This is a genomic window from Pseudomonas sp. FW300-N1A1, assembly GCF_058789115.1.
Genome location: NZ_JBYTBK010000004.1, coordinates 105,211 through 128,729 on the forward strand (window position 1 = coordinate 105,211; position 23,519 = coordinate 128,729).

Annotated in this window: 20 protein-coding genes; 7 read left to right on the forward strand and 13 right to left on the reverse strand. The window is 61.7% G+C overall.

What is annotated here, in order from left to right:
- Positions 1-25: 25 nt before the first annotated feature.
- The 5 genes from AC3WQN_RS05195 to AC3WQN_RS05215 form a co-directional block, all read right to left on the reverse strand.
- The gene (locus tag AC3WQN_RS05195; protein WP_103398974.1) at positions 26-1,045 is read right to left on the reverse strand and encodes a branched-chain amino acid aminotransferase; all 1,020 of its coding nucleotides are present in this window, start codon (positions 1,043-1,045) and stop codon (positions 26-28) included.
- A gap of 308 nt (positions 1,046-1,353) precedes the next feature.
- Positions 1,354-2,736 carry a dihydrolipoyl dehydrogenase gene (lpdA, locus tag AC3WQN_RS05200; RefSeq protein ID WP_103398976.1) on the reverse strand — a complete coding sequence of 461 codons (1,383 nt, stop codon included), beginning with the start codon at positions 2,734-2,736 and terminating at the stop codon, positions 1,354-1,356.
- A gap of 3 nt (positions 2,737-2,739) precedes the next feature.
- On the reverse strand, positions 2,740-4,029 hold the full coding sequence (locus AC3WQN_RS05205) for a dihydrolipoamide acetyltransferase family protein (RefSeq protein ID WP_103398977.1): 1,290 nt from the start codon (positions 4,027-4,029) through the stop codon (positions 2,740-2,742).
- Positions 4,030-5,088, reverse strand: coding sequence for an alpha-ketoacid dehydrogenase subunit beta (locus tag AC3WQN_RS05210; RefSeq protein ID WP_095079114.1), 1,059 nt, complete (start codon positions 5,086-5,088; stop codon positions 4,030-4,032).
- Position 5,089: 1 nt separating this feature from the next.
- Positions 5,090-6,325: a 3-methyl-2-oxobutanoate dehydrogenase (2-methylpropanoyl-transferring) subunit alpha gene (locus AC3WQN_RS05215; protein WP_095079113.1), complete on the reverse strand. Its 1,236-nt coding sequence runs from the start codon at positions 6,323-6,325 to the stop codon at positions 5,090-5,092.
- Between the two features lie 185 nt (positions 6,326-6,510).
- On the opposite strand from AC3WQN_RS05215, the gene bkdR reads away from it, so the two are divergent.
- The gene (gene bkdR / locus AC3WQN_RS05220; protein WP_095144423.1) at positions 6,511-6,999 is read left to right on the forward strand and encodes a Bkd operon transcriptional regulator BkdR; all 489 of its coding nucleotides are present in this window, start codon (positions 6,511-6,513) and stop codon (positions 6,997-6,999) included.
- A gap of 30 nt (positions 7,000-7,029) precedes the next feature.
- Here bkdR and AC3WQN_RS05225 read toward each other — a convergent pair whose 3' ends face one another.
- Positions 7,030-7,893, reverse strand: a complete 864-nt coding sequence (locus tag AC3WQN_RS05225; protein WP_095144422.1) for an MBL fold metallo-hydrolase — start codon at positions 7,891-7,893, stop codon at positions 7,030-7,032.
- A gap of 160 nt (positions 7,894-8,053) precedes the next feature.
- Here AC3WQN_RS05225 and AC3WQN_RS05230 point away from each other — a divergent pair, with 160 nt between their 5' ends.
- Positions 8,054-8,854 carry a sulfite exporter TauE/SafE family protein gene (locus AC3WQN_RS05230; RefSeq protein ID WP_095144421.1) on the forward strand — a complete coding sequence of 267 codons (801 nt, stop codon included), beginning with the start codon at positions 8,054-8,056 and terminating at the stop codon, positions 8,852-8,854.
- A gap of 110 nt (positions 8,855-8,964) precedes the next feature.
- Positions 8,965-9,585, forward strand: coding sequence for a TetR/AcrR family transcriptional regulator (locus AC3WQN_RS05235; protein ID WP_095144420.1), 621 nt, complete (start codon positions 8,965-8,967; stop codon positions 9,583-9,585).
- 171 nt (positions 9,586-9,756) lie between these two features.
- On the opposite strand, the gene preA is transcribed toward AC3WQN_RS05235, so the two are convergent.
- The 3 genes from preA to hydA all read right to left on the reverse strand — a co-directional run bounded on the left by preA (position 9,757) and on the right by hydA (position 14,002).
- Entirely contained in the window at positions 9,757-11,031 is a 1,275-nt protein-coding gene (preA, locus tag AC3WQN_RS05240; protein WP_095147829.1) for an NAD-dependent dihydropyrimidine dehydrogenase subunit PreA, read from the reverse strand.
- Positions 11,032-12,399 (reverse strand): NAD(P)-dependent oxidoreductase, encoded by a 1,368-nt coding sequence (locus AC3WQN_RS05245; protein WP_178081879.1) that lies wholly within the window; start codon positions 12,397-12,399, stop codon positions 11,032-11,034.
- A 163-nt stretch (positions 12,400-12,562) separates the two neighbouring features.
- Positions 12,563-14,002 carry a dihydropyrimidinase gene (hydA, locus tag AC3WQN_RS05250; protein WP_103398980.1) on the reverse strand — a complete coding sequence of 480 codons (1,440 nt, stop codon included), beginning with the start codon at positions 14,000-14,002 and terminating at the stop codon, positions 12,563-12,565.
- Positions 14,003-14,622: 620 nt separating this feature from the next.
- Here hydA and AC3WQN_RS05255 point away from each other — a divergent pair.
- The 4 genes from AC3WQN_RS05255 to nudC all read left to right on the forward strand — a co-directional run bounded on the left by AC3WQN_RS05255 (position 14,623) and on the right by nudC (position 19,381).
- Positions 14,623-16,110: an NCS1 family nucleobase:cation symporter-1 gene (locus AC3WQN_RS05255; RefSeq protein ID WP_103398981.1), complete on the forward strand. Its 1,488-nt coding sequence runs from the start codon at positions 14,623-14,625 to the stop codon at positions 16,108-16,110.
- Positions 16,111-16,140: 30 nt separating this feature from the next.
- Positions 16,141-17,424, forward strand: a complete 1,284-nt coding sequence (locus tag AC3WQN_RS05260) for a Zn-dependent hydrolase (RefSeq protein ID WP_103398982.1) — start codon at positions 16,141-16,143, stop codon at positions 17,422-17,424.
- Between the two features lie 262 nt (positions 17,425-17,686).
- Positions 17,687-18,544 (forward strand): crotonase/enoyl-CoA hydratase family protein, encoded by an 858-nt coding sequence (locus AC3WQN_RS05265; RefSeq protein ID WP_103398983.1) that lies wholly within the window; start codon positions 17,687-17,689, stop codon positions 18,542-18,544.
- A 6-nt stretch (positions 18,545-18,550) separates the two neighbouring features.
- A complete protein-coding gene (gene nudC, locus AC3WQN_RS05270; RefSeq protein ID WP_103398984.1) occupies positions 18,551-19,381 on the forward strand; it encodes an NAD(+) diphosphatase in 831 nt (276 codons plus the stop codon).
- Here the strand turns inward: nudC and AC3WQN_RS05275 are convergent.
- The 4 genes from AC3WQN_RS05275 to AC3WQN_RS05290 all read right to left on the reverse strand — a co-directional run bounded on the left by AC3WQN_RS05275 (position 19,349) and on the right by AC3WQN_RS05290 (position 23,518).
- Positions 19,349-20,128 carry a TSUP family transporter gene (locus tag AC3WQN_RS05275; protein WP_095144412.1) on the reverse strand — a complete coding sequence of 260 codons (780 nt, stop codon included), beginning with the start codon at positions 20,126-20,128 and terminating at the stop codon, positions 19,349-19,351. The genes nudC and AC3WQN_RS05275 overlap by 33 nt on opposite strands.
- 86 nt (positions 20,129-20,214) lie before the next feature.
- Positions 20,215-21,174 carry a helix-turn-helix transcriptional regulator gene (locus AC3WQN_RS05280; RefSeq protein WP_103398985.1) on the reverse strand — a complete coding sequence of 320 codons (960 nt, stop codon included), beginning with the start codon at positions 21,172-21,174 and terminating at the stop codon, positions 20,215-20,217.
- A 67-nt stretch (positions 21,175-21,241) separates the two neighbouring features.
- Complete coding sequence (locus AC3WQN_RS05285) at positions 21,242-21,748, reverse strand: porin family protein (RefSeq protein ID WP_103398986.1); 507 nt, start codon at positions 21,746-21,748, stop codon at positions 21,242-21,244.
- A gap of 132 nt (positions 21,749-21,880) precedes the next feature.
- Positions 21,881-23,518: an EAL domain-containing protein gene (locus tag AC3WQN_RS05290; protein ID WP_256587208.1), complete on the reverse strand. Its 1,638-nt coding sequence runs from the start codon at positions 23,516-23,518 to the stop codon at positions 21,881-21,883.
- Position 23,519: the final 1 nt, after the last annotated feature.

Below are 23,519 nucleotides of genomic sequence, written 5' to 3' on the forward strand. Positions count from 1 at the left end.
GCTTTTCAGTACCAGGGGGCGTTGATCAGACCTTGACGATCCAGCCCGCTGGCGCTTCGATGTCGCCGGTTTGCACGCCGGTCAACTCTTTGTAGAGCTTCTGGGTGATCGGGCCGACTTCGGTTTCGCTGTGGAACACGTGCAGGTGGTCGTTGTAGCTGATCCCGCCGATCGGTGTGATCACTGCAGCGGTACCGCAGGCACCGGCTTCCTTGAAGTCCGACAGCTTGTCGATGAACACGTCGCCTTCGACCACTTTCAGACCCAAACGGGTCTGGGCCAGCTCGATCAGCGACAGACGGGTGATACCCGGCAGTACCGAGGGAGATTTCGGCGTGATGAAGGTGTCGTCGTGGGTGATACCGAAGAAGTTGGCCGAGCCGACTTCTTCGATTTTCGAGTGAGTCATCGGGTCCAGGTAGATGCAGTCGGCGTAGTGCGCCTTCTTGGCCTGGGAGCCAGGCATCAGGCTGGCGGCGTAGTTGCCACCGACCTTGGCCGCGCCGGTGCCCTGTGGGGCGGCACGGTCATAGCTGGAGATCAGGAAGTTGTGCGGGGTCAGGCCACCCTTGAAGTAGGCGCCGACCGGGATGCAGAAGATCGAGAAGATGAACTCGGGGGCAGTGCGCACGCCGATGTTGTCACCCACGCCGATCACGAACGGACGCAGGTACAGCGCGCCGCCGGTGCCGTACGGCGGAATGAAGCGCTCGTTGGCGCGGACCACGGCCTTGCAGGCCTCGACGAACTGCTCGGTGTCCACCTGTGGCATCAGCAGGCGGGCGCAGCTGCGCTGCATGCGCAGGGCATTCTGATCCGGACGGAACAGGTTGATCGAGCCGTCCTTGCAGCGATAGGCCTTCAGGCCTTCGAAGCATTGCTGACCGTAGTGCAGGGCGGTCGAGCCTTCGCTGATGTGCAACACGTTATCTTCGGTCAGGGTGCCTGCGTCCCACTCGCCATTACGCCAGTGCGACAGATAACGCTTGTCTGTCTTGATGTAGTCAAAGCCCAGCTTGTCCCAATTGATGCTCTCGTTACCCATGACACCCTCTATCACTTAACAATCGCCTGAACGGTTCAAGGCTTCTGGCGTTTTACTGGATGGGCACAACAATACTTCATTCCGGGGTGGTTTCGCAGCCCGGACGATGGAGGGATTGGCAAAAGTTGTAGCTTGCTTGCCGATCCCTCTGTTTTTTACCCCTTTGTGGCGAGGGAGCTTGCTCCCGCTCGGGTGCGAAGCACCCGTAAAATCTGGCTCCCCGGTGCAGCAGGCATATCGAGGATGCCGGTTTTGGGCCGCTACGCAGCCCAGCGGGAGCAAGCTCCCTCGCCACGGGGGTTGTGCGGTTACAGGTGTAGCGCATGCCCCAAGGCACGCAGCGCCGCTTCCTGCACCGCTTCACCCAGGGTCGGGTGGGCGTGGATGGTGCCGGCGATGTCTTCCAGGCGCGCGCCCATTTCCAGGGACTGGCCGAACGCGGTGGACAGCTCGGACACGCCAACGCCCACGGCTTGCCAGCCAACAATCAGATGATTGTCACGTCGCGCCACCACCCGCACGAAGCCGCTTTTCGATTCCAGGGTCATCGCCCGGCCGTTGGCCGCGAACGGGAAGTTCGCCACGATGCAGTCCAGGCCTGCGGCCTTGGCTTCGTCCGGGGTCTTGCCGACCACCACCAGTTCCGGGTCGGTAAAGCACACGGCGGCGATGGCGGCAGGGTTGAACTCGCGCTGTTTGCCCGAGATCAGTTCGGCGACCATTTCACCTTGCGCCATGGCACGGTGGGCCAGCATCGGTTCGCCGCTCAGGTCGCCAATGGCGTAGACGTTGCGCATGCTGGTCTGGCAGCGGTTGTCGATCTTGATCGACGAACCATTCATGTCCAGGTTCAGCGCTTCAAGGTTCCAACCCTGAGTGTTCGGTCTACGGCCCACGGCCACCAGCACCTGATCGGTTTCCAGGCTCAGGGTGTCGCCATTCGGGTCCATGACTTGCAAGGTGTTTGATTTAGAATCAAAGGCTTGCACGCTATGCTTCAAGTAAAGCTTCACGCCAAGCTTCTTCAGTTCTTCGTGTACTGGTTGCGTCAATTCGGCGTCGTAGGCTGGCAGGATGCGCTCCTGGGCTTCAACCACGCTGACCTCGGCACCGAGCTTGCGGTAGGCAATCCCCAGCTCCAGGCCGATATAGCCGCCGCCGACCACGATCAGGCGTTTGGGCACGCTGTTCGGCGCCAGGGCTTCGGTGGAGGAGATGATCGGTCCGCCGATTGGCAGCATCGGCAGGTTGACGCTGGTCGAACCGGTGGCGAGCACCAGGTGCTCGCACTGGATGCGGGTGTCGCCGACGTCCACGGTTTTGCCGTCGATGACCTTGGCCCAGCCTTGAATCACCTGGACCTTGTTCTTTTTCAGCAGGGCCGCGACGCCGGTGGTCAGGCGATCGACGATGCCGTCCTTCCACTCGACGCTCTTGCCGATGTCCAGGGTCGGTGCCGAGACATTGATGCCCAGCGCCGAATGCTGGCTGTGGTGCCGGGTCTGGTGGAACTGCTCGGCGACATGGATCAGCGCCTTGGAGGGAATGCAGCCGATATTCAGGCAGGTGCCGCCCAACGATTGGCCTTCGACCAAAATGGTCGAGATACCCAACTGGCCGGCGCGGATCGCCGTCACATAGCCGCCAGGGCCGCCGCCGATGATCAGCAGCGTGGTGTTCAGAGTCTGCATTCTTTACTCCATAAACAGGGTGGCGGGTTGTTCGAGCAGAGCGCGAATGGCCTGGATGAAGAGCGCCGCGTCCATGCCGTCGACCACCCGGTGATCGAAGGAGCTGGAGAGGTTCATCATCTTGCGGATCACCACCTGGCCCTTGATCACCATCGGCCGCTCAACGATCTTGTTGACGCCGACGATGGCCACTTCCGGCAGGTTCAACACCGGGGTGCTGACGATGCCGCCCAGGGCGCCCAGGCTGGTCAGGGTGATGGTCGAGCCGGACAACTCGTCACGGCCGGCCTTGCCAGTGCGTGCGGCGGTGGCCAGGCGGGCGATTTCCGCGGCGCTGTCCCACAGGCTGCGCGCTTCGGCGTGCCGCACCACGGGCACCATCAAACCGATGTCGGCTTGAGTGGCGATGCCCACATGCACGGCGCCGAGGCGGGTGATGACCTGGGCTTCGTCGTCGTAACGGGCGTTGATCTGCGGGAAGTCGCGCAGGGCAACGACCATGGCGCGCACCAGGAACGGCAGCAAGGTCAGCTTGCCGCGGGTGGCACCGTGTTTTTCATTCAGGTGCGCACGCAGCTCTTCCACCGCGGTGACGTCGATTTCCTCGACATAGCTGAAATGCGCGGCGCGCTGGGTGGCGTCCTGCATGCGCTGGGCGATTTTGCGGCGCATGCCGATGACCGGGATCTGCTCTTCGTCATGGCGTTCGCTGTAGGCCGCGCCGGCAGCGGGTTTGGCCGAAGGACCCTGTATCAGGTAGGCCTCAAGGTCCTCGTGCAGAATACGCCCGGCGGGACCGGTGCCCTGAACCAGGCGCAGTTGAATGCCGGCGTCCAATGCGTGCTTGCGCACGGCCGGTGATGCCAGCGGACGTTCGTTGGCTTCGCGAGCCACTGGCGCCTGGGGCGCTGGGCGGCAGGCGGCTGCCGGTTTGCTGGCGACCATGGTTTCGACCTTGGGGGCCGGCGCGGGCGCGGGCGCGGCTTTCGGTGCCTCGGCTTTGACGTCGGCCACGGCGGCCGGTTGCGCGGACTCTTTGTAGTTGCCCGCGCCTTCGACTTCGATGCTGATCAAGATGCTGCCAACGGCCATGACTTCGCCGGGCACACCGCCCAGGGAGATCACCTTGCCGTGCACCGGCGACGGGATGTCGACCATCGCCTTGTCGGTCATCACATCGGCCAGTAGCTGGTCTTCGACCACCATGTCGCCGACCTTGACGTGCCAGGCCGACAGTTCAACTTCTGCAATGCCTTCGCCAATGTCCGGCATTTTAATAACGTGCGTGCCCATTCAGACCTCCATGACCCGTTTCAAAGCCGCGCCCACACGGGACGGGCCAGGGAAATACGCCCACTCTTGCGCGTGGGGGTAGGGGGTGTCCCAACCGGTCACGCGTTCGATTGGCGCTTCCAGGTAGTGGAAGCAGTGTTCCTGCACCAGCGACACCAGTTCGGCGCCAAAACCGCAGGTGCGGGTGGCTTCGTGGACGACTACGCAACGTCCGGTTTTCTTCACCGACTTGACGATGGTGTCCAGGTCCAGCGGCCACAGGCTGCGCAGGTCGATGACTTCGGCGTCGATGCCGGTTTCTTCGGCGGCCACTTGCGACACATACACTGTGGTGCCGTAGGTCAGGACGGTGACGGCCGAGCCCGGGCGGGTGATGGCGGCGACGTCCAGCGGGACGGTGTAGTAACCGTCCGGCACCTGGGCGGCCGGGTGTTTCGACCACGGCGTTACCGGGCGGTCGTGGTGGCCGTCGAACGGGCCGTTGTACAGGCGTTTTGGCTCGAGGAAGATCACCGGGTCATCGTTTTCGATGGCCGCGATCAGCAGGCCCTTGGCGTCGTAGGGGTTGGACGGCATGACCGTGCGCAGGCCGCAGACCTGGGTGAACATCGCTTCGATGCTCTGGCTGTGGGTCTGGCCACCGTAGATGCCACCGCCACACGGCATGCGCAGGGTCATCGGGGCGGTGAACTCGCCGGCCGAACGATAACGCAGGCGCGCGGCTTCGGAGATGATCTGGTCCGACGCCGGGTAGACGTAGTCGGCGAACTGGATCTCGGCCACCGGACGCAGGCCGTAGGCACCCATGCCCACCGCCACGCCGACGATGCCGCTTTCCGAGATCGGCGCGTCGAACACTCGCGAGGTGCCGTACTTGTTCTGCAAGCCTTCGGTGCAACGGAACACACCGCCGAAGTAACCGACGTCCTGGCCGAACACCACGACGTCGTCGTCGCGCTCGAGCATCACGTCCATGGCCGAGCGCAGGGCCTGGATCATGGTCATGGTGGTGGTGGTCATGGCGGTATCCAACTCAATAGTGTTGTTGTGATCGTTCATGTCAGATCCCCAGCTCTTGGCGCTGGCGCTTCAAGTGCTCTGGCATCTCTTTGTAGACGTCTTCGAACATGGTCGCGGCGCTCGGGATCTGGCCACCGGCGAGGGTGCCGTACTGCTCGGCTTCTTTCTGCGCGGCAATTACCTGGGCCTCGAGTTCGGCGCTCAGGGCTACATGTTCCTCTTCGGACCACTGGCCGATCTTCACCAGGTGCTGCTTGAGGCGCGCGATCGGGTCGCCCAGCGGGAAGTGGCTCCAGTCATCGGCGGGACGGTACTTGGACGGATCATCCGACGTCGAGTGCGGGCCTGCACGGTAGGTGACCCACTCGATCATGGTCGGGCCGAGGTTGCGGCGGGCGCGTTCGGCGGCCCAGGCAGAGGCGGCGTAGACCGCGATGAAATCGTTGCCGTCGACCCGCAGGGAGGCGATGCCGCAGCCCACGCCACGACCGGCAAAGGTGGTGGCTTCACCGCCGGCAATGGCCTGGAAGGTGGAGATGGCCCACTGGTTGTTGACCACGTTGAGGATCACCGGCGCACGGTACACGTGGGCAAAGGTCAGGGCGGTGTGGAAGTCCGATTCGGCGGTGGCGCCGTCGCCGATCCAGGCCGAGGCAATCTTGGTATCGCCCTTGATGGCGGAGGCCATGCCCCAGCCCACTGCCTGGATGAACTGGGTGGCGAGGTTACCCGAAATGGTGAAGAAACCGGCTTCCTTGACCGAATACATGATCGGCAACTGACGGCCCTTGAGCGGATCGCGCTCGTTGGACAGCAACTGGCAGATCAGGTCCACCAGCGGCACGTCGCGGGCCATCAGGATGCTTTGCTGGCGGTAGGTGGGGAAGCACATGTCGTCGATGTTCAAGGCCAGGGCCTGGGCGCTGCCGATGGCTTCTTCGCCAAGGCTCTGCATGTAGAACGACATTTTTTTCTGACGTTGGGCGACGACCATGCGGTTGTCGTAGATCCGCGTCTTGAGCATGGCGCGCATGCCTTGGCGCAGAATCTCCACCGGCACGCCTTCGGCCCATGGGCCCAGAGCATTGCCCTGGTCGTCGAGCACGCGAATCAGGCCCCGGGCAAGGTCCGCGGTGTCGGCGGGTTCAACGTCGATTGGGGGTTTGCGCACCGTGCCGGCATCGGTCAGGTGCAGGTAGGAGAAGTCGGTTTTGCAACCGGGACGGCCCGAAGGTTCGGGAACGTGCAGGCGCAGCGGTTCATACGCTTGGTTCATGGCTTCTACGCTCGATCTTGTGAATTTCTTGTAGTGAGCTGACGGTCATTCTTCGATAAAAGAAATCTTGTCCTACAACAATCATAGGCCGGCCCAAGAAGAATATTTCTCTCTGTTTCATTGCGCTTTAGGCTGTTTGAGGATAAAAATTCTGAATAAACATAAAAAACAGGTGGTTTTATCTCATGCGTAAGCTGGATCGTACGGATGTCGGCATTCTCAACAGCCTTCAGGAGAACGCGCGCATCACCAACGCCGACCTCGCGCGCTCGGTGAATCTGTCGCCGACACCCTGTTTCAACCGGGTCAAGGCAATGGAGGAAATGGGCCTGATTCGTGAACAGGTCACGCTGCTGGATGCCGACTTGCTGGGGCTGCACGTCAACGTGTTCATTCACGTCAGCCTGGAGAAACAGGTGGAGGAGGCCCTGGCGCAGTTCGAAGCGGCGATTGCCAACCGCCCGGAAGTAATGGAGTGCTATCTGATGGCCGGCGACCCGGACTACCTGATCCGGGTGCTGGTGCCGACCATTCAGTCGCTGGAGCGCTTCATGATGGACTTTTTGACCAAGGTTCCGGGGGTGGCGAATATCCGGTCGAGCTTTGCGCTGAAGCAGGTGCGCTACAAAACCGCGCTACCGTTGCCGGCCAATGGGTTGACCCTGGCCCTCTGAGTTGTTGTTGGCGCCATTGGCTGCAGGGTTTCAGAACTGGTTGATCGGGATTTTCAGGTAGGTCACGCCGTTGTCTTCGGCGGGCGGCAGATTGCCCGCCCGCACATTGATCTGGATCGCCGGCAGCAACAGCTTCGGCATCTCCAGCCCGGCGTCACGCCGGGTGCGCATGGCGACGAACGCGGTTTCATCGATGCCATCGTGGATATGAATGTTGCGTTGGCGCTGCTCGCCCACCGTGGTCTGGCATTGCGCCTCCCGGTCTTGGGGCGGGTAGTCGTGACACACATAAAGCCGCACGCAGGCGGGGAAGGCCAGCAGCCTGTGGATCGAGGCAAACAGTTGGTTGGCGTTGCCGCCGGGGAAGTCGCAGCGAGCGGTACCCACGTCGGGCATGAACAAGGTGTCGCCCACCAGGATCACGTCGCCGTCGACCAGGTAAGCCATGTCCGCTGGCGTATGACCGGGCACATGCAGGGCCGTGGCCTTGAGCGTGCCGATCATGAATGACTCGTCCGCGGCAAACAGGTGATCGAACTGCGAACCGTCGATACGGAACTCCGGCTCAAGGTTGAACAAACGCTTGAACACCCCCTGAACCTGGCTGATGGATTCGCCGATGGCGATCTTGCCGCCCAACTCGCGGCGCAGGTAAGGCGCGGCGGACAGGTGATCGGCATGGGCATGGGTTTCCAGCAGCCATTGCACCTGTAGCCGGTGCGCACGCACGAAGGCGATCACGCGGTCGGCCTGGGTGGTTGCCGTTCGCCCGGCCGCGGGGTCGTAGTCGAGCACCGGATCGACGATGGCGCAGGCCCCGCCATCGTGGTCATAGATGACATAGGTAAAGGTCGATGACGCGGGGTCGAAAAAAGCTTCAATCAAGGCAGGCATGGTGGGCGATTCATTCAGGACAAGCCTTGAGCGTAGTGGCATTTTCCCTGTGCTGACCAGCCCCCATGCAATTCAATGAAGGAAAAAAGCCTGCGGGGCTCTATCCTGTCAGGCATCGATACCGGGCGTTCCCGGCTTTTTCGCAGATCACGAGTGGTTTATGTTGCTGGCGAGTTGTTTTGGCGTGGTGATGGGGTTGTTGCTGGGGTTGACCGGTGCCGGTGGCGGCATTCTTGCGGTGCCGGCATTGGTACTGGGGCTGGGCTGGACCATGACCCAGGCCGCTCCTGTCGCGTTGTTCGCGGTGGGCAGTGCCGCGGCGGTCGGCGCCATCGACGGGTTGCGCCACGGCCTGGTGCGCTACCGCGCGGCGCTGCTGATTGCCTTGCTGGGCGCGGTGTTTTCCCCGCTGGGCATCTACTTTGCCCACCAGTTGCCGGAAACCATCCTGATGATCCTGTTCAGCCTGTTGATGATCATGGTGGCCTGGCGGATGTTGCGTCGTGAGCGTCGGGAGACAGGGCCGAGCGACCATGGCCACGCCAACTGGGGCCAGAAGAATTGCATGCTCGATCAACAGACCGGCCGCTTTTCCTGGACCGCCAAATGCACCGCGACCCTGGCGGCGCTCGGGGCGGTGACTGGTGTAGTGTCGGGGCTTCTGGGCGTGGGCGGCGGGTTTCTGATTGTCCCGGCGTTCAAGCAACTGACCGACGTCCAGATGCGCGGCATTGTCGCCACCTCCCTGATGGTAATCAGCCTGATCTCGGCGATCGGGGTGATTGGCGCCTTGCAGGCCGGCGTCAGGATCGATGGCCAGGGTGTCGCGTTCATTGGCGCCAGCATCGTCGGCATGGTGATCGGCCGCCGCCTGTGCGCCCGCGTACCCGCCCGGGCGCTACAGGTGGGGTTTGCCAGCGTGTGCCTGTTGGTGGCCGGCTACATGCTGCTCAAGGCGTAAGGCGCTGACGATGGTGGTTGGAGCGGCGTAAGGCGACCGCAGTTGTGGGGCGTTTCGTTTCGTCGGTGGCGAATGCTAGTCTTGACCCATGCCGCTGCCAGGGAGCCCTCATGGGCAATCACAAGATCGAGATCCGTCGCAGTAACGTCGATAAAATCCTGCTGGCCGCCGAAAAGGTCTTTGCCGAAAAAGGCTTCGGCGGTACGGCGATGGGCGACATTGCCAGGGAAGTGCAGTTGCCGCGCTCCAACCTGCATTACTACTTCAGCACCAAGGCCGAACTCTATAGCGCAGTGCTCCTGGACTTACTGGAGGTGTGGAAGCAGGACGCGTTGTGCTTCGAAATGTTCGATGACCCCCGGGTGGTGCTCAGCAGCTACATCCGCGCCAAGATGAACCATTCCCGCAGCCGTCCCTACGGCTCGAAAGTCTGGGCCAATGAAATCATCCACGGCGCACCGACCCTGGGCGAAGCCCTGGATGCCAGCCTCTATGACTGGGCCAAGATGAAGGAAGCCAAGATTCGCCAGTGGGTGGAAGACAAACGCATCCTGCCGGTGGAGCCTTCCAGCCTGCTGTACATGATCTGGGCCTCGACCCAGCACTACGCCGACTTCGATCACCAGGTGAACATCCTCAACGACCATCAGCCGTTGTCGGACATGCAGTTCGAACGGGCGGTGCAGACGGTGACGAGTGTGATTCTGCGGGGGATTGGGTTGGAGCCGTAGTCGACCGCCAGGGTGGGAACGATCAATTGCGCTTGAGGTTTGTGGTGTGGCTGTCGGCCTCATCGCGAGTAAGCGGAGCGCCGCCCGGCCCGCTCCCACAGGGATCTTGTGAACACTAGAGACCCTGTGTGGGAGCGGGCCGCGATGGCGTCCGGCAAGACCCCGCTGATTTCACCCGGCAACGTGGTACGGATTGCGCGGATCATGGTTCCAGTCCAGGAACGGCTTGCCGTTGTCCACGGGCACCATCTCGATGCAGTCCTGCACCGGGCAGGTGATCTGGCACAGGTTGCAACCCACGCATTCGTCGTCGATCACTTCATATCGATGGGTCCCGTCGGCTTGTTTCAGGCTGGCCACGGCCTGGTGCGAGGTGTCTTCGCAGGCAATGTGGCAACGGCCGCAGCCGATGCAGGCCTCCTGGTCGATCCTGGCGATCACCTGGTAGTTGATGTCCAGGTACTTCCAGTCGGTGGTATTGCCCACCGCATGCCCGGCGAAGTCCTGCACGCGGGCATAGCCCCGGCTGTCCATCCAGCGCGACAGGCCATCCTTCATGTCCTCGACGATGCGAAAGCCATGCAGCATCGCTGCTGTGCACACCTGCACCGCGCCGCTGCCCAGGGCCATGAACTCGGCGGCGTCGCGCCAACTGCCGATGCCGCCGATGCCGCAGATGGGCAAGCCCTGGGTCTGCGGGTCGCGGGCGATCTCGGCGACCATGTTCAAGGCAATGGGTTTGACTGCCGAGCCGCAATAACCGCCATGGGTGCTCTGGGTGCCCACGATGGGCAGGGCCACCATGCGGTCGAGGTCGACGCTGGTGATCGAGTTGATGGTGTTGATCAGCGACACCGCATCGGCGCCGCCACGATGGGCGGCCCGGGCGGCGACCCGGATGTCGGTGATGTTCGGCGTGAGCTTGACGATCACCGGCAACGAGCAATAGGTCTTGCACCAGCGGGTGACCTGTTCGACATATTCCGGCACCTGACCCACGGCGGCCCCCATGCCGCGCTCCGGCATGCCGTGGGGGCAGCCGAAGTTCAGCTCGATGCCGTCGGCCCCCGTGGCCTCCACCAGCGGCAGGATGTTTTTCCACGACTCTTCGACGCAAGGCACCATCAGCGAGACGATCAAGGCGCGGTCCGGCCAGTCTTTCTTGACCTGGGTGATTTCCCGCAGGTTGATTTCCAGCGAGCGGTCGGTGATCAGCTCGATGTTGTTGATGCCCAGCACCTCGCGGTTGGCAGCAAAGTGCGCGGAGTAACGCGACGACACGTTGACCGCCGCCGGGTCCTCACCCAGGGTTTTCCAGACCACGCCACCCCAGCCGGCCTCGAAGGCGCGGACGACGTTGTAGGCTTTGTCGGTGGGCGGTGCGGAGGCGAGCCAGAAGGGGTTGGGGGCCTTGATGCCGGCGAAGACAATCGAGAGATCGGCCATTTACGCAGCCTCCACAGTGAGCATGAGTCGGGCATGGATCGCTTGCGCGGCCAGCTTGCCGTGCTGGACCGCCTGTACGGTGAGGTCCTGGTCGAGGCTGGTGCAATCGCCGCCGGCATAGACCCCTGGGATGCTGGTACGCATCTGTTCGTCCACCAGAATCCGGTCACCCTGGCGTTTCAGTTCCCGGGCCAGGGGATCGCTCAACGTGCTGTCGTCGAAGGTCTGGCCGATGGCCTTGAAGATCGCATCGGCGGCCAGTTCGAAGGTGTCCCCAGTGGTGATCAACCGACCCTTGTCCAGGCGCGTGCGGGCGAAGCGCATGCCGCGCACCTGGCCTTTATCGTCGAGCAAGACTTCTTCGGGTTGGGCCCAGGTCATCAGCCGCACCTGATTGGCCTTGGCGATGTCTTGCTCGTGGCCGGTGGCGCCCATGTCCTCCAGGCCCCGGCGGTACACCAGGTTGACGTCATGAGCCCCCAGGCGAGCCATTTGCACGGCCATGTCGATGGCCGTGTTGCCGGCGCCCAGGACGATGCAATGCTCGGCCAGTGGCAGTTGGCTCAGGTCATCCGCCTGGCGCAGTTCACGAATGTAGTCGGTGGCGGCCAGCAACCCCGGAGCGTCTTCATGGGCCAGGCCCAGCTGTTTGCTGGCGGCCAGGCCGAGGCCGAGGAATACCGCATCGAATTGTTGCTGGAGTTCGCCGAGGCTCAGGTTATCGCCGAGCCGTTGCCCGTGGCGGATTTCGATGCCACCGATTTCCAGCAGGAACTCCAGCTCATGCTGGGCGAAGTCATCCACCAGCTTGTACTTGGCGATCCCGTATTCGTTGAGGCCACCGGCCTTAGCCCTGGCCTCGAAAATCACCACGTCGTGGCCGTGCATGGCACAGCGGTGGGCGCAGGACAACCCGGCAGGCCCGGCACCGACCACGGCAATGCGTTTGCCAGTGAGCGCTGCACGCGTGAACGGGTGTTCGGTGAAATGGGCGTTATCGATGGCGTAGCGTTGCAGCAGGCCGATCAGCACCGGCGCACATTCCTCGGCATTGTTACGCACGCAGGCTTTCTGGCAGAGGATTTCCGTCGGGCAGACCCGGGCACAACTGCCGCCGAGGATGTTCGCCGAGAGGATCTTTTGCGCCGCGCCCTGGACGTTTTCCTGATGAATGTTGCGGATGAACGAGGGGATGTCGATCTCGCTCGGGCAGGCGTTGACGCACGGGGCATCGTAGCAGTACAGGCACCGCGAGGCTTCCAGGTGCGCCTGGCGAGCATTGAGGGGGGGCGCCAGGTCGGTGAAATGGCCGGCGAGGGTGGCCCCGTCCTCCGGGGGATGGGGCAAGTGGCTCAGGGTCGGGATCACGGTATTGGCCTCACGGTTAATTGAGGTAGTGCCTCTGACGGGCATTGATGTTGTGTTGCCGGTGCCGGCCTCTTCGCGGGCAAGCCCGCTCCCACGGGAGGAATACCTTACGAGTGTGGGAACGGGCCGGGCGGTGCTTCGCTTACCTGCGAAGGCCTGGATTTCAGCGTTTCACGGCCGTCGGCTTGTGCAGCTCGGCGCGCTTGCTCAACAGGTCGAACACCGCCGGGTAGGCCGGGCGATCGATATAGCGTCCGGCCCCGCGCACCGCTCGCAGGTCGCCGTCGGCCCAGACCAGGCGACCCTGGCTGATGGTATGGCTGGGCACGCCGCGCACGGTCTTGCCTTCGAAGATGTTGAAATCGACGTTCTGGTGGTGGGTCTTGGCGGAAATGGTGCGGCTGCCTTGCGGGTCCCAGAGCACCAGGTCGGCATCGGCACCGACGCGGATCGCGCCTTTGCGCGGGTAGAGGTTGAAGATCTTTGCGGTGTTGGTGGAGGTCAGTGCCACGAAGTCCTGCATCGACAGGCGCCCGCTGTTGACCCCTTCGTCCCACAGCACGGCCATGCGGTCTTCGATGCCGGCGGTGCCGTTGGGGATCTTGCTGAAATCGTCACGGCCAGCGGCTTTCTGATCGGCGCAGAAGCAGCAGTGATCGGTGGCGGTGGTGTGCAGGTTGCCTGCTTGTAGCCCATGCCACAGCGCCTCCTGATGCCCGCGCGGGCGAAAGGGCGGGCTCATCACGTAACCGGCGGCGGTTTGCCAGTCGGGGTGGCGGTAGACGCTGTCGTCCAGCAGCAGGTGCCCGGCCAGCACTTCACCGTAGACCGGTTGGCCCTTGCTGCGGGCATAGGTGATTTCGTCCAGCGCTTCCTTGGTGGAGACGTGGACCAGGTACAGCGGCGTGCCCAGGGTCTCGGCGATGCGAATGGCCCGGCTGGCGGCCTCGCCCTCGACTTGCGAGGGGCGCGACAGCGGGTGGGCTTCAGGGCCGGTGATGCCCTGGGCCATCAGCTTGCGTTGCAGGTGGTAGACCAGTTCGCCGTTCTCCGCGTGTACGGTGGGCACCGCGCCCAGCTCCAGGCAGCGTTCGAAGCTGGCCACCAGGGTGTCGTCGGCCGCCATGATCGCGTTCTTGTAGGCCATGAAGTGCTTGAAGCTGTTGACCCCGTGCAGGCGTACCAGCTCGGCCATTTCCTCGCGAACCTGTTCGCTCCACCAGGTAATGGCCACGTGAAAGCCGTAGTCGGAGGCGGATTTTTCCGCCCAGCCGCGCCACTGATGGAAGGCCTCGAGCAACGACTGCTGCGGGTTGGGAATCACAAAGTCGATGATCGAGGTGGTGCCGCCGGCCAGTCCCGCCGCCGTACCGCTGAAGAAGTCTTCGCTGGCCACGGTGCCCATGAAGGGCAGTTGCATGTGGGTGTGCGGGTCGATGCCGCCGGGCATCAAGTACTGGCCAATGCCATCGAGTATTTCGCAGCCTGCGGGTGCATCAAGGTTATTGCCAATGGCCTTGATTACGCCGTCGGCGCACAAGACATCGGAGCGGTAACTATCATCATGGGTAATGACGGTGGCGCCACGGATCAACAGAGACATTCCGGTTTCCTCGCAGGCATGACCGGCTGATGCCGGTTCTAAGTGTTGTTATATGTAGCAGGCTAAGGAAGTTGTATTCCTGTCAGCACTGTCAGGAATAAACGCTAGCTGTAGTTAGTGGATTGGGCAAGAATATTTTTTATAAGCTTATAACTGTCTTAACTAACTGTTTTTAAATATAAAAAAGTACAAGGCAGCAATAGGGTGCAGTCGCTCACCATTTTGACGCACTTGACAGGAACGAAATATGGTCAAGATTTCCTATGTGAAATCAGCAATTTGAGGTGCGCCTGTGGCTGACAGGAAAATCCACATTAACTGTAGCGCACCCGATTGGACCCTGACGGCTCGGATAACGTGCCTGGCATTTGGCCTGAGTGCCCAGGCAAGTGTTTGTGAGTGGATCGGTTGTTGAAGTAAAACTGAATAGCTTCAGTGCTTTACATGGATTTTATTGACGCGCCCAGCGCATCGGAACAGTGTCCGGCATGGTTATTGATTGGGGCCGCTGACACCTTGGCCGGTCGATAAAAATTGTCAGTTCTCCGGCCATCGTCCGGCCCGCGGTCCTGCAGCGGGTCACCGATGAGCACAATAATCAAAACAACAGTGGAGCGGCCATGCAGCAGAACACATCGCAAGTCATCGAGCGCGACGGGTTGTACGAACTGGACGCCGCCAGCGACGTCCTCGACAGCCCCAGGTATAACCACGACATCGCACCGACCAAGGTGCACGAACGCACCTGGAACAAATGGCACATCACCGCCCTGTGGGTCGGGATGGCGATCTGCGTGCCGACCTACACCCTGGGCGGGGTGCTCACCGCCTACTTTGGCCTGAGCGTTGGCGAGGCGTTGCTGGCGATTCTGCTGGCCAACGTCATCGTCCTGATTCCGCTGACCCTCAATGCCTTTGCCGGTACCAAGTACGGCATCCCGTTTCCCGTGCTGCTGCGCTCGTCTTTCGGGGTGATCGGCTCCAACGTCCCTTGCCTGATTCGCGCGTTGGTGGCCTGCGGCTGGTTTGGCATCCAGACGATGTTCGGCGGACTGGCCATTCACCTGTTCCTCGGTTCGATTTTCGAGGGCTGGAAGTCCCTGGGGGGCACCGGTGAAGTCATAGGTTTCATGCTGTTCTGGGCGATGAACCTGTGGGTGGTGCTGCGCGGTGCCGAGTCGATCAAATGGCTGGAAACCCTCTCGGCCCCGCTGTTGGTGCTGGTGGGGCTGGGCCTGCTGGTCTGGGCCATGCCGAACGTGTCGCTCAGTGAGTTGCTGGCCCAGCCGCCAAAACGTCCGGAAGGCGCCAGCCTGTGGGGCTACTTTTTTGCCGGGTTGACCGCCATGGTCGGCTTCTGGGCCACCCTGTCGCTGAACATCCCGGACTTCAGTCGCTACGCCAGGAGCCAGAAGGACCAGATCGTCGGGCAGATCATCGGGTTACCGTTGACCATGTTCCTGTTCGCCTCCCTGGGCGTGGTCATGACCGCTGCCTCGGAACAACTGGTGGGGGTCACGGTGTCCGACCCCGTGACCCTGATCGGGCATATCCAGAGTCCGGTCTGGGTTGCCTTGGCCATGGCCCTGATCATCATCGCCACCTTGTCCACCAACACCGCCGCCAACATCGTCTCGCCCACCAACGACTTCCAGAACCTGGCCCCCAAACTGATCAACCGCACCAGCGCCGTGATGCTCACGGGGTTTGTCGGGCTGGCCTTGATGGGGCACGAGTTGTTGAAGAAGCTCGGCTGGATCGTCTCCGACATCAGCCTGGAGTCGGTCTATTCCAACTGGCTGCTCGGCTACTCAAGCCTGCTCGGGCCCATCGCCGGGATCATGGTGGTGGACTACTTCCTGATCAAGAAACAGCAACTGGACCTGGCCGGCCTGTACCGCGATGACGTGTACCCGGCGTGGAACTGGTTCGGCTTCATCGCCTTCGGCGTACCGGTGGCGCTGACCGTGCTGTCGCTGGGCAGTGATGCCTTCAGCTGGTTCTACAGCTACGGCTGGTTTACCGGGTCGGCGTTGGGCGGCCTGATCTATTACGGGCTGTGTTCGATGGGCAAGGCGCAGGCCGTGACCGTGAAGACGCCTGTGTGAGCGAACAGAAGAACACCAGAGGAGATGATCATGAACGCTGCCGTTGACGTTCTGCAGTCCAGCCACCAGCACATCAATCGCGACCGCTTGTGGCAGTCGCTCATGGAACTGGCCCGGCTCGGAGCCACGGTCAAGGGCGGTGTCTGTCGCCTGGCACTGACCGACCTCGACCGCCAGGCCCGGGATCTGTTCGTCACCTGGTGCGAGGAGGCGGGTTGCACCGTCAGCATCGATGGGGTCGGCAACATCTTCGCCCGGCGTGCTGGGCGCAACCCGACGTTGCCTCCGGTGATGACCGGCAGCCACATCGACACCCAGCCCACTGGCGGCAAGTTCGACGGTTGTTTCGGGGTGCTGGCCGGCGTTGAAGTGCTGCGTACCCTCAACGACCTGGGTGTGGAGACCGAGGCTCCGCTGGAAGTGGTGGTCTGGACCAACGAAGAGGGGTCGCGTTTCGCCCCGTGCATGATGGGTTCGGGGGTATTTGCCGAGAAGTTCACCCTGGAAGAGACCCTGGCCAAGACCGATGCCGACGGTGTGACCGTGGGCCAGGCATTGAATGCCATTGGCTATGCCGGCCCGCGCAGGGTCAGCGGCCACCCGGTGGGGGCCTACTTTGAGGCGCATATCGAACAAGGGCCGATCCTGGAGGATGAGCGCAAGACCATTGGCGTGGTAATGGGGGCGCTGGGGCAGAAGTGGTTCGACCTGAAACTGCGCGGAGTCGAGGCCCATGCCGGGCCGACCCCGATGCATTTGCGCAAGGACGCGTTGGTGGGCGCCGCCGCGGTGGTGGCGGCGGTGAACCGCGCGGCCCTCGGTCATCAGCCCCATGCCTGTGGCACCGTGGGGTGCCTGCAGGCCTATCCGGGGTCGCGCAACGTGATCCCCGGCGAGGTGCGCATGACCCTGGACTTCCGGCATCTGGAGCCGGCTCGGCTGGATTCGATGATTGCCGAAGTTCGCCAGGTGATCGACACCACCTGCGACGAGCACGGCCTGAGCTTCGAGCTGACCCCGACCGCCGACTTCCCGCCGCTGTACTTCGACAAGGACTGCGTCGAGGCTGTGCGCAGCGCCGCGCAAGGGCTGGGGCTGTCGCACATGGACATCGTCAGCGGCGCGGGGCATGACGCGATCTTCCTCGCCGAGCTGGGGCCGGCCGGGATGATCTTCGTACCGTGCGAAGGCGGCATCAGCCACAACGAAATCGAAAACGCCGCGCCGGATGACCTGGCTGCCGGCTGTGCGGTGTTGTTGCGGGCGATGCTGGCCGCCTCGAAGACGGTTGCCAGCGGCAGTCAGGAGTCCTGAGCCTCAGGCATGATCGTTCCCGGGCGTAGCAAAGGAATGCCTCAAGGGACGCACTGTGCTCAGTGACGCGCAGCGTCACGGGCTGCATTTCCACGCGGGAGCATGGGAACGATCATCCATGAGAACGCGATCGCCAGCAGCCGGACCTGCAAGGCCTGGGTCGTCCGGCAGTCCTGCATTTGGCCGATGCACTGCCTGGGGTGATGTGCGCGGGCTTGTTATAGTTCCGGCCTCATTTCCAACGCTAGCAAGGACCACCCCCATGTCGGAATTCCAGGATCTCAGCGTCGATCTGAAGGGCAATACTCTCCCTGAGTACAAGGCTTTTCGCGTCGAACTGAGCGACAACATCGCCCATGTGCAGATCAATCGTCCGGAAAAGATCAATGCGATGAACGCGGCGTTCTGGACCGAGATCATCGAGATCTTCCAGTGGATCGATGACACCGACGCCGTGCGGGCGGTGGTGATCAGTGGTGCCGGCAAGCACTTCTCTTCGGGTATCGACCTGATGATGCTGGCCTCGGTCGCCAACGAAATGGGCAAGGACGTGGGACGCAATGCGCGTTTGCTGCGGCGCAAGATTCTCGCCCTGCAAGCGTCGTTCAATGCCGTGGATAACTGCCGTAAACCGGTACTGGCCGCTATCCAGGGGTATTGCCTGGGCGGCGCCATCGATCTGATCTCTGCCTGCGACATGCGCTATGCCGCCGAGGACGCGCAATTCTCGATCAAGGAAATCGATATCGGCATGGCCGCCGACGTCGGGACCTTGCAACGCTTGCCGCGGATCATCGGTGACGGCATGCTGCGTGAACTGGCATACACGGGGCGCACCTTTGGCGCCGACGAGGCCCGCAGAATCGGCCTGGTCAACCGAGTCTACCCGGACACCGCCAGCCTCTTGGACGGGGTCATGGGCATCGCCCGTGAAATCGCGGCCAAGTCGCCGATTGCCATCGCCGGCACCAAGGAGATGATCAGCTACATGCGCGATCACGGCATCAACGACGGCTTGGAATACATCGCTACCTGGAACGCCGCCATGTTGCAGTCCAATGATCTGCGCGTGGCCATGGCCGCCCACATGAGCAAACGGAAACCCGAATTTCTGGACTGAGCACACATGACTTTACGCTGGACCACCGCGGTACTCGACACTGACGTAGCAGGCGGCTGGGCCGTGGCCCGCAGCCCCGAAGGTTTTCTGTTCGATGACAATGGCGCGCTGTTCCCGCGTGAATGGCTCAAGCGCCAGGACCTGTCGATTCTCGCCGAGCACGGCATCGGCCACCTGGACGGCGAGCCGGTGTACCTGCTGGAACTCAAGGCGTCCAGCGAGGTGTCGGGTTGCAACTGGAAGGGGCTGCGGGCATTCATGCTTGATGGCGACCACACGCTGTACAAGGTGTTGGGGTATGCCGCGCAAATCGGCACCTGGGCCCGTGAGCACCGTTTCTGTGGCAACTGCGGCCAACCCATGGTCCAGGTGTCGCGCGAGCGGGCGATGTACTGCGAACCCTGTGACTTGCGCAGCTACCCGCGGATTTCTCCGAGCATGATCGTGTTGATCACCCGCGGTGACGAGATCCTGCTGGCCCGTTCGCCACGCTTTGTCACCGGGGTCTACAGCACCCTGGCGGGCTTCGCCGAGCCGGGTGAGTCCGCCGAGGATTGCCTGGTCCGGGAAGTGCGCGAAGAAGTGCAGATCGAGGTGCGTAACATCCAGTACCTGGGCAGCCAGTGCTGGCCGTTCCCGCACTCGATGATGCTGGGTTTCCATGCCGAGTACGCCGGTGGCGAGATCGTCCCGCAGGCGGATGAAATCGAAGACGCCCAGTGGTTCAACATTCATGCGCTGCCGCCGTTGCCGGCGTCGCGCTCGATTGCCCGTTACCTGATCGACGTCTATGTCGCGCGGCGCTTAGGCCACGCTGAACCAGTGCTGCCAGGCTAGGCGTACGGTCAACCCCAGCACCACCGCGATGAACACCGGGCGAATGAACTTCGCCCCTCCGCTGATGGCGGTGCGTGCGCCGAAGAACGCACCGACCATGACCGACAGGCCCATGCACAGGCCGATGATCCAGTCCACTTGCCCGGAAAAGATGAACACCGACAGCGCCGCGATGTTGCTGACGAAGTTCATGCTGCGCGCCACACCGCTGGCCTTGACCAGGTCGATCGGGTAGAGCAGCAGGCTGCTGACGGTCCAGAACGCGCCCGTACCGGGTCCGGCCACGCCATCATAGAAACCCAGGCTGAAGCCCTGGCTCGACTGCCACTTCTTCTTGATCGGTGCGTCACTGTCCAGTGGCGCTTTCGGCGTGCCGCCGAACAACAGGTACAGGCCGCAGGCAAACACGATCACCGGCAGCATCTTGTTCAGCCACTCCGCCGGCAAGTAGTGCGCGACGATGGCGCCGGTCAACGCTCCCACCAGGGTGCCGACAATCGCGTGGGTCCATTGCCGCGGGTGGAACAGCTTGCGTCGGTAGAAGGTGAAACTGGCGGTGGCCGAGCCGAAGGTGGAACTCAGTTTGTTGGTGCCCAGCACCAGGTGCGGCGGCAAGCCGGCGGTGAGCAGTGCCGGAGTGGTCAGCAGGCCGCCGCCGCCGGCAATGGCATCAATGAAACCGGCAATGAACGCGACGATGGCCAGAATGGCCAGAGTGGTGAGGTCTACGCTGAGTTCGAAAGGCATGGGGTCGACTTATTCGGTGGGGCAGAGGGGTAACGGCAGGGCGCCATCTTACCCATAACCGCCGCCTCCGGCGACCGCACTAACGTCTAGGGCGTGAGGGGGTGACGTCGGTAGGTGTGCGAAGGCGCTTCACCGTACGCGTGCTGATAGTCCTTGGAAAAACGCCCCAGATGAAAAAAATTCCAGTGCATCGCCGTCTCGGTCACCGACGGCCACGTGTGCCTGATCAGGTCCTGTCGAGCGTTTGAGAGCCGAATGTTGCGCAGGTAGGCCATGGGGGTGGTGCCGAAGGACTCGATAAAACCCTGGTGCAGGCTGCGACCCGTGGTGTTTAGCTTTTCGGCCAGGCCAAGCAGGGTGATCGGCTTGTGCGCATGCTCATGAATATACTCAATGGCACGTGCCGCCACTTTTCGGCGTGTGGGGACGTCCCGAATCTTGGGTTGATCAGGTGTCAGCGCTTGCAGGAGCGCACCGAGCACGGTCGATTCCCATTGGCTGTTCCAGCCTGGGTGGCGGGAGGCGAGGGTGGGGGGCGATAGCGCTGCCAGCGAATCGCCGATCAGTTTGAATGCTGACCGTATGGGCTGATGGCTTTCAGCTTGATAGCGGTGTTCCTTGCGAGCCTTGAGCAGGTCAATGGCGCCATGGCGCTCCCGACACACCTCATAGTGTTCGAGCGTCGTGGTCACGGTAAACAGGGCTTCATTCGGTTCGCAGCGGTAGTGCACCGACTCGCCGCCGTGCAGTACGACAATCTCGTTGGGTTGCAGTCGCTGGTTGTTCCAGGTCGGCCGGCCAGCGGTCAGACGGGAAATGGCGAAGGTGACGAATCCGTCGGGAATGGCGCCGACGGCTGTGACGCAGGCATTGAAATCGAAACGACTGTGCCGCAGTTGCGGGCCACGAATGTGCCTGAAACGCTGGATGAGGGCTACCTGCTCGACAGAAGACAAGTCGATGTCCCAATGATCCTTGCGTCCGCTCAACTCGTCCAGGGGGGCGGACTCCAGTTCAAGAAACCGGGGAGGCGCAAAGCTGTTCATGGGGTTCGGGGCTCATCGGGTCATTCGATGCAAGGAGCGGCCGGGCTGGCCGCTCGATACAGGTGCCTTAGAACAGCACGTAGGCGGAAGCAGTGGTCTGGTTCAAGTCCAGTTCGCCCACTTCCAGGACTTCGTATTCGGCGCGGATGCCGATGTTACGAAACACGTCCATCTCGACGCCGGCACCGTAGGTCAGGTCAACACCGGTGTCATCGTCTTCGACGTTGCCGTCGGAATCCCATGCGTGAGCACCGACACTGCCGAACAGGCGGATGCGGTCGCCGATCGGAAAGCCGAGATGGGCGGCCGCTTGCATCGATTTACCTTCGAACTTGCGGTCGTTATCCTCGAGTTCACCCAGGTCGACGTAGGCCCCTTCGATCGCCAGGTTGCCGTTGAAGCGATAACCGGCGAACACCTTGTAGCTGTTGTCATCACCATCCAGATCGCTCTCGTCGGTTTCAATGCTGGTAACACCAGCGCCTAGGTACAGTCCTTTGTCATCGCCAGCGGCCAGTGCCTGAAAGGACAGCAGGGAAAGCAGCGAGGCGATTGCTAGGTTTCTGAATTGCATGTGCGGTGGATTCCTTGTGCGGGGATTTCCGGTTAGTCAAAAAGTTGTGCCGTGGCACGTTGTTTCGGTGCCTGATCATTGGCGTGGGCCGCAATTGATCAAAGTCATTAATCGGTATTTCCAGCGCAAGGCTCACCCGCACAGGGTTTGTTCTTCGCTTGAAATCGAAAAATACAGTTTGGCCAGCGCTTCAGGTGGCACGTCCCTGGAGTACAGCCAGCCCTGGGCGAACCGGACGCCACCGGATGTCAGGTGCTGCACTTGCTGCAAGTTCTCCACGCCTTCGGCGACGACCTGGAATTTCAGGTCCCGGGCGATGTTGGCGATGTGTTGCCAGAGTGCATCCACCGCAGCGACTTTCTCGCCTTCGATGAATGAGCGATCAATCTTCAGGATGTCGATGGGCAGTGAATGGATCAGGGAGAGGTTGGAGTAGCCCGTACCGAAGTCATCAATGGCAATCCGATGCCCGCACGCTCGCAGGCGCTGCAGTTGTGCGGCGGCGATGGTTTGTTCAAACAGCGTGCTTTCGGTGACTTCGAAGACAATGTTGGATGCCGGGATGTCGTGCAGGGCCAGAACCTCGGCGACAAAGTCCGGAAAGGTTTCGTCGAGAATGTCACGGGCGGAAACGTTGATGGTGATGTAGAAATTCTTGCAGGCCCAAAGGTAGGTGCTGTAATCCTCGGCAATGCGCTGAATGACATAGCGCGTGAGTTCGCAAATCAGATCGGACTTCTCGGCGGCGCCAATGAACTCTTCCGGCGGAATGCTCACGTCGTTGAGTTTCCAGCGTGACAGCGCTTCTGCGCCGACCAGGCAACCGGTTCGCATATCAACGATAGGCTGGTAGTTGACCTGCAGTTCACCGTCTCGCAAGGCACGCCGCAGTTTTACCGCGGTAGAGCTGTAATGCTGATGCGTGCGTCGGGCGATGTACAGCGCAGCACCAAGCAGTGCGGCGCCGGCGAGGATCAGCGCGATAAATACATTCATCTTCAAGCTACTCAGGTGGCTGGCGGGGAGTGAGATGACCGGTACCAGTGCATTGCGGCTGTTGGCATACGCCATAAAGACCCGGTCGGCCGAGACCGTGAGCTGCCCAATACCCGGCGGTTGCTCAAGGGTCAGGGACCGTCGATGAGAGGAAACAACGGACTCCTTGTTGTTTGCGTCTATCAGGTCCAACTGGACGCCTGACGGGATGCCCAGGCTTTTCAGGAGAATCGCTTTGTTGAGCCAAACGTAAATCGATGAGTCCGAGACGATAATAAAATCAGTGTCCACGGACCTGTTGTGATCAGTGTGGAACCAATAGGTGTAGCCATCGTCGGCTGGATAGCCTCGCTCATTACCTTGCAAGGGGGAGAGCAGTTTTCGACCGTAAGATGAGCAAACTTTCCTGTTCTGAAGTTTGACGGCGGCCTGATAGATATATCGGTTCTCTTCGACCTTCTCGGCAAGCATTGAATACAACTCGCTGGAGCAATCCGGAGTCGAGCGCTCGAAAGATTTCAGGCTGCCGAATACATCAACCAACTGTTTGTGCGGTTCGATGAGCGCAGTGTTCACCTTTTCATGCACGTTATTGAGTTGTTGCGCGATACGCCGCTCCGCAATCGTTCCGGCACAAAGCCAGGCGAGCCATCCCATTGCAATCGATCCGGATAACACCAGCGTTGATCTTCGAAGTGAGCTTTTCAAGCGGCCCTCGGCAAATGGTTTGTTTTGCTTGAAGTAAGTGACGGCGCACGGCGTTTCAGGGATCAAT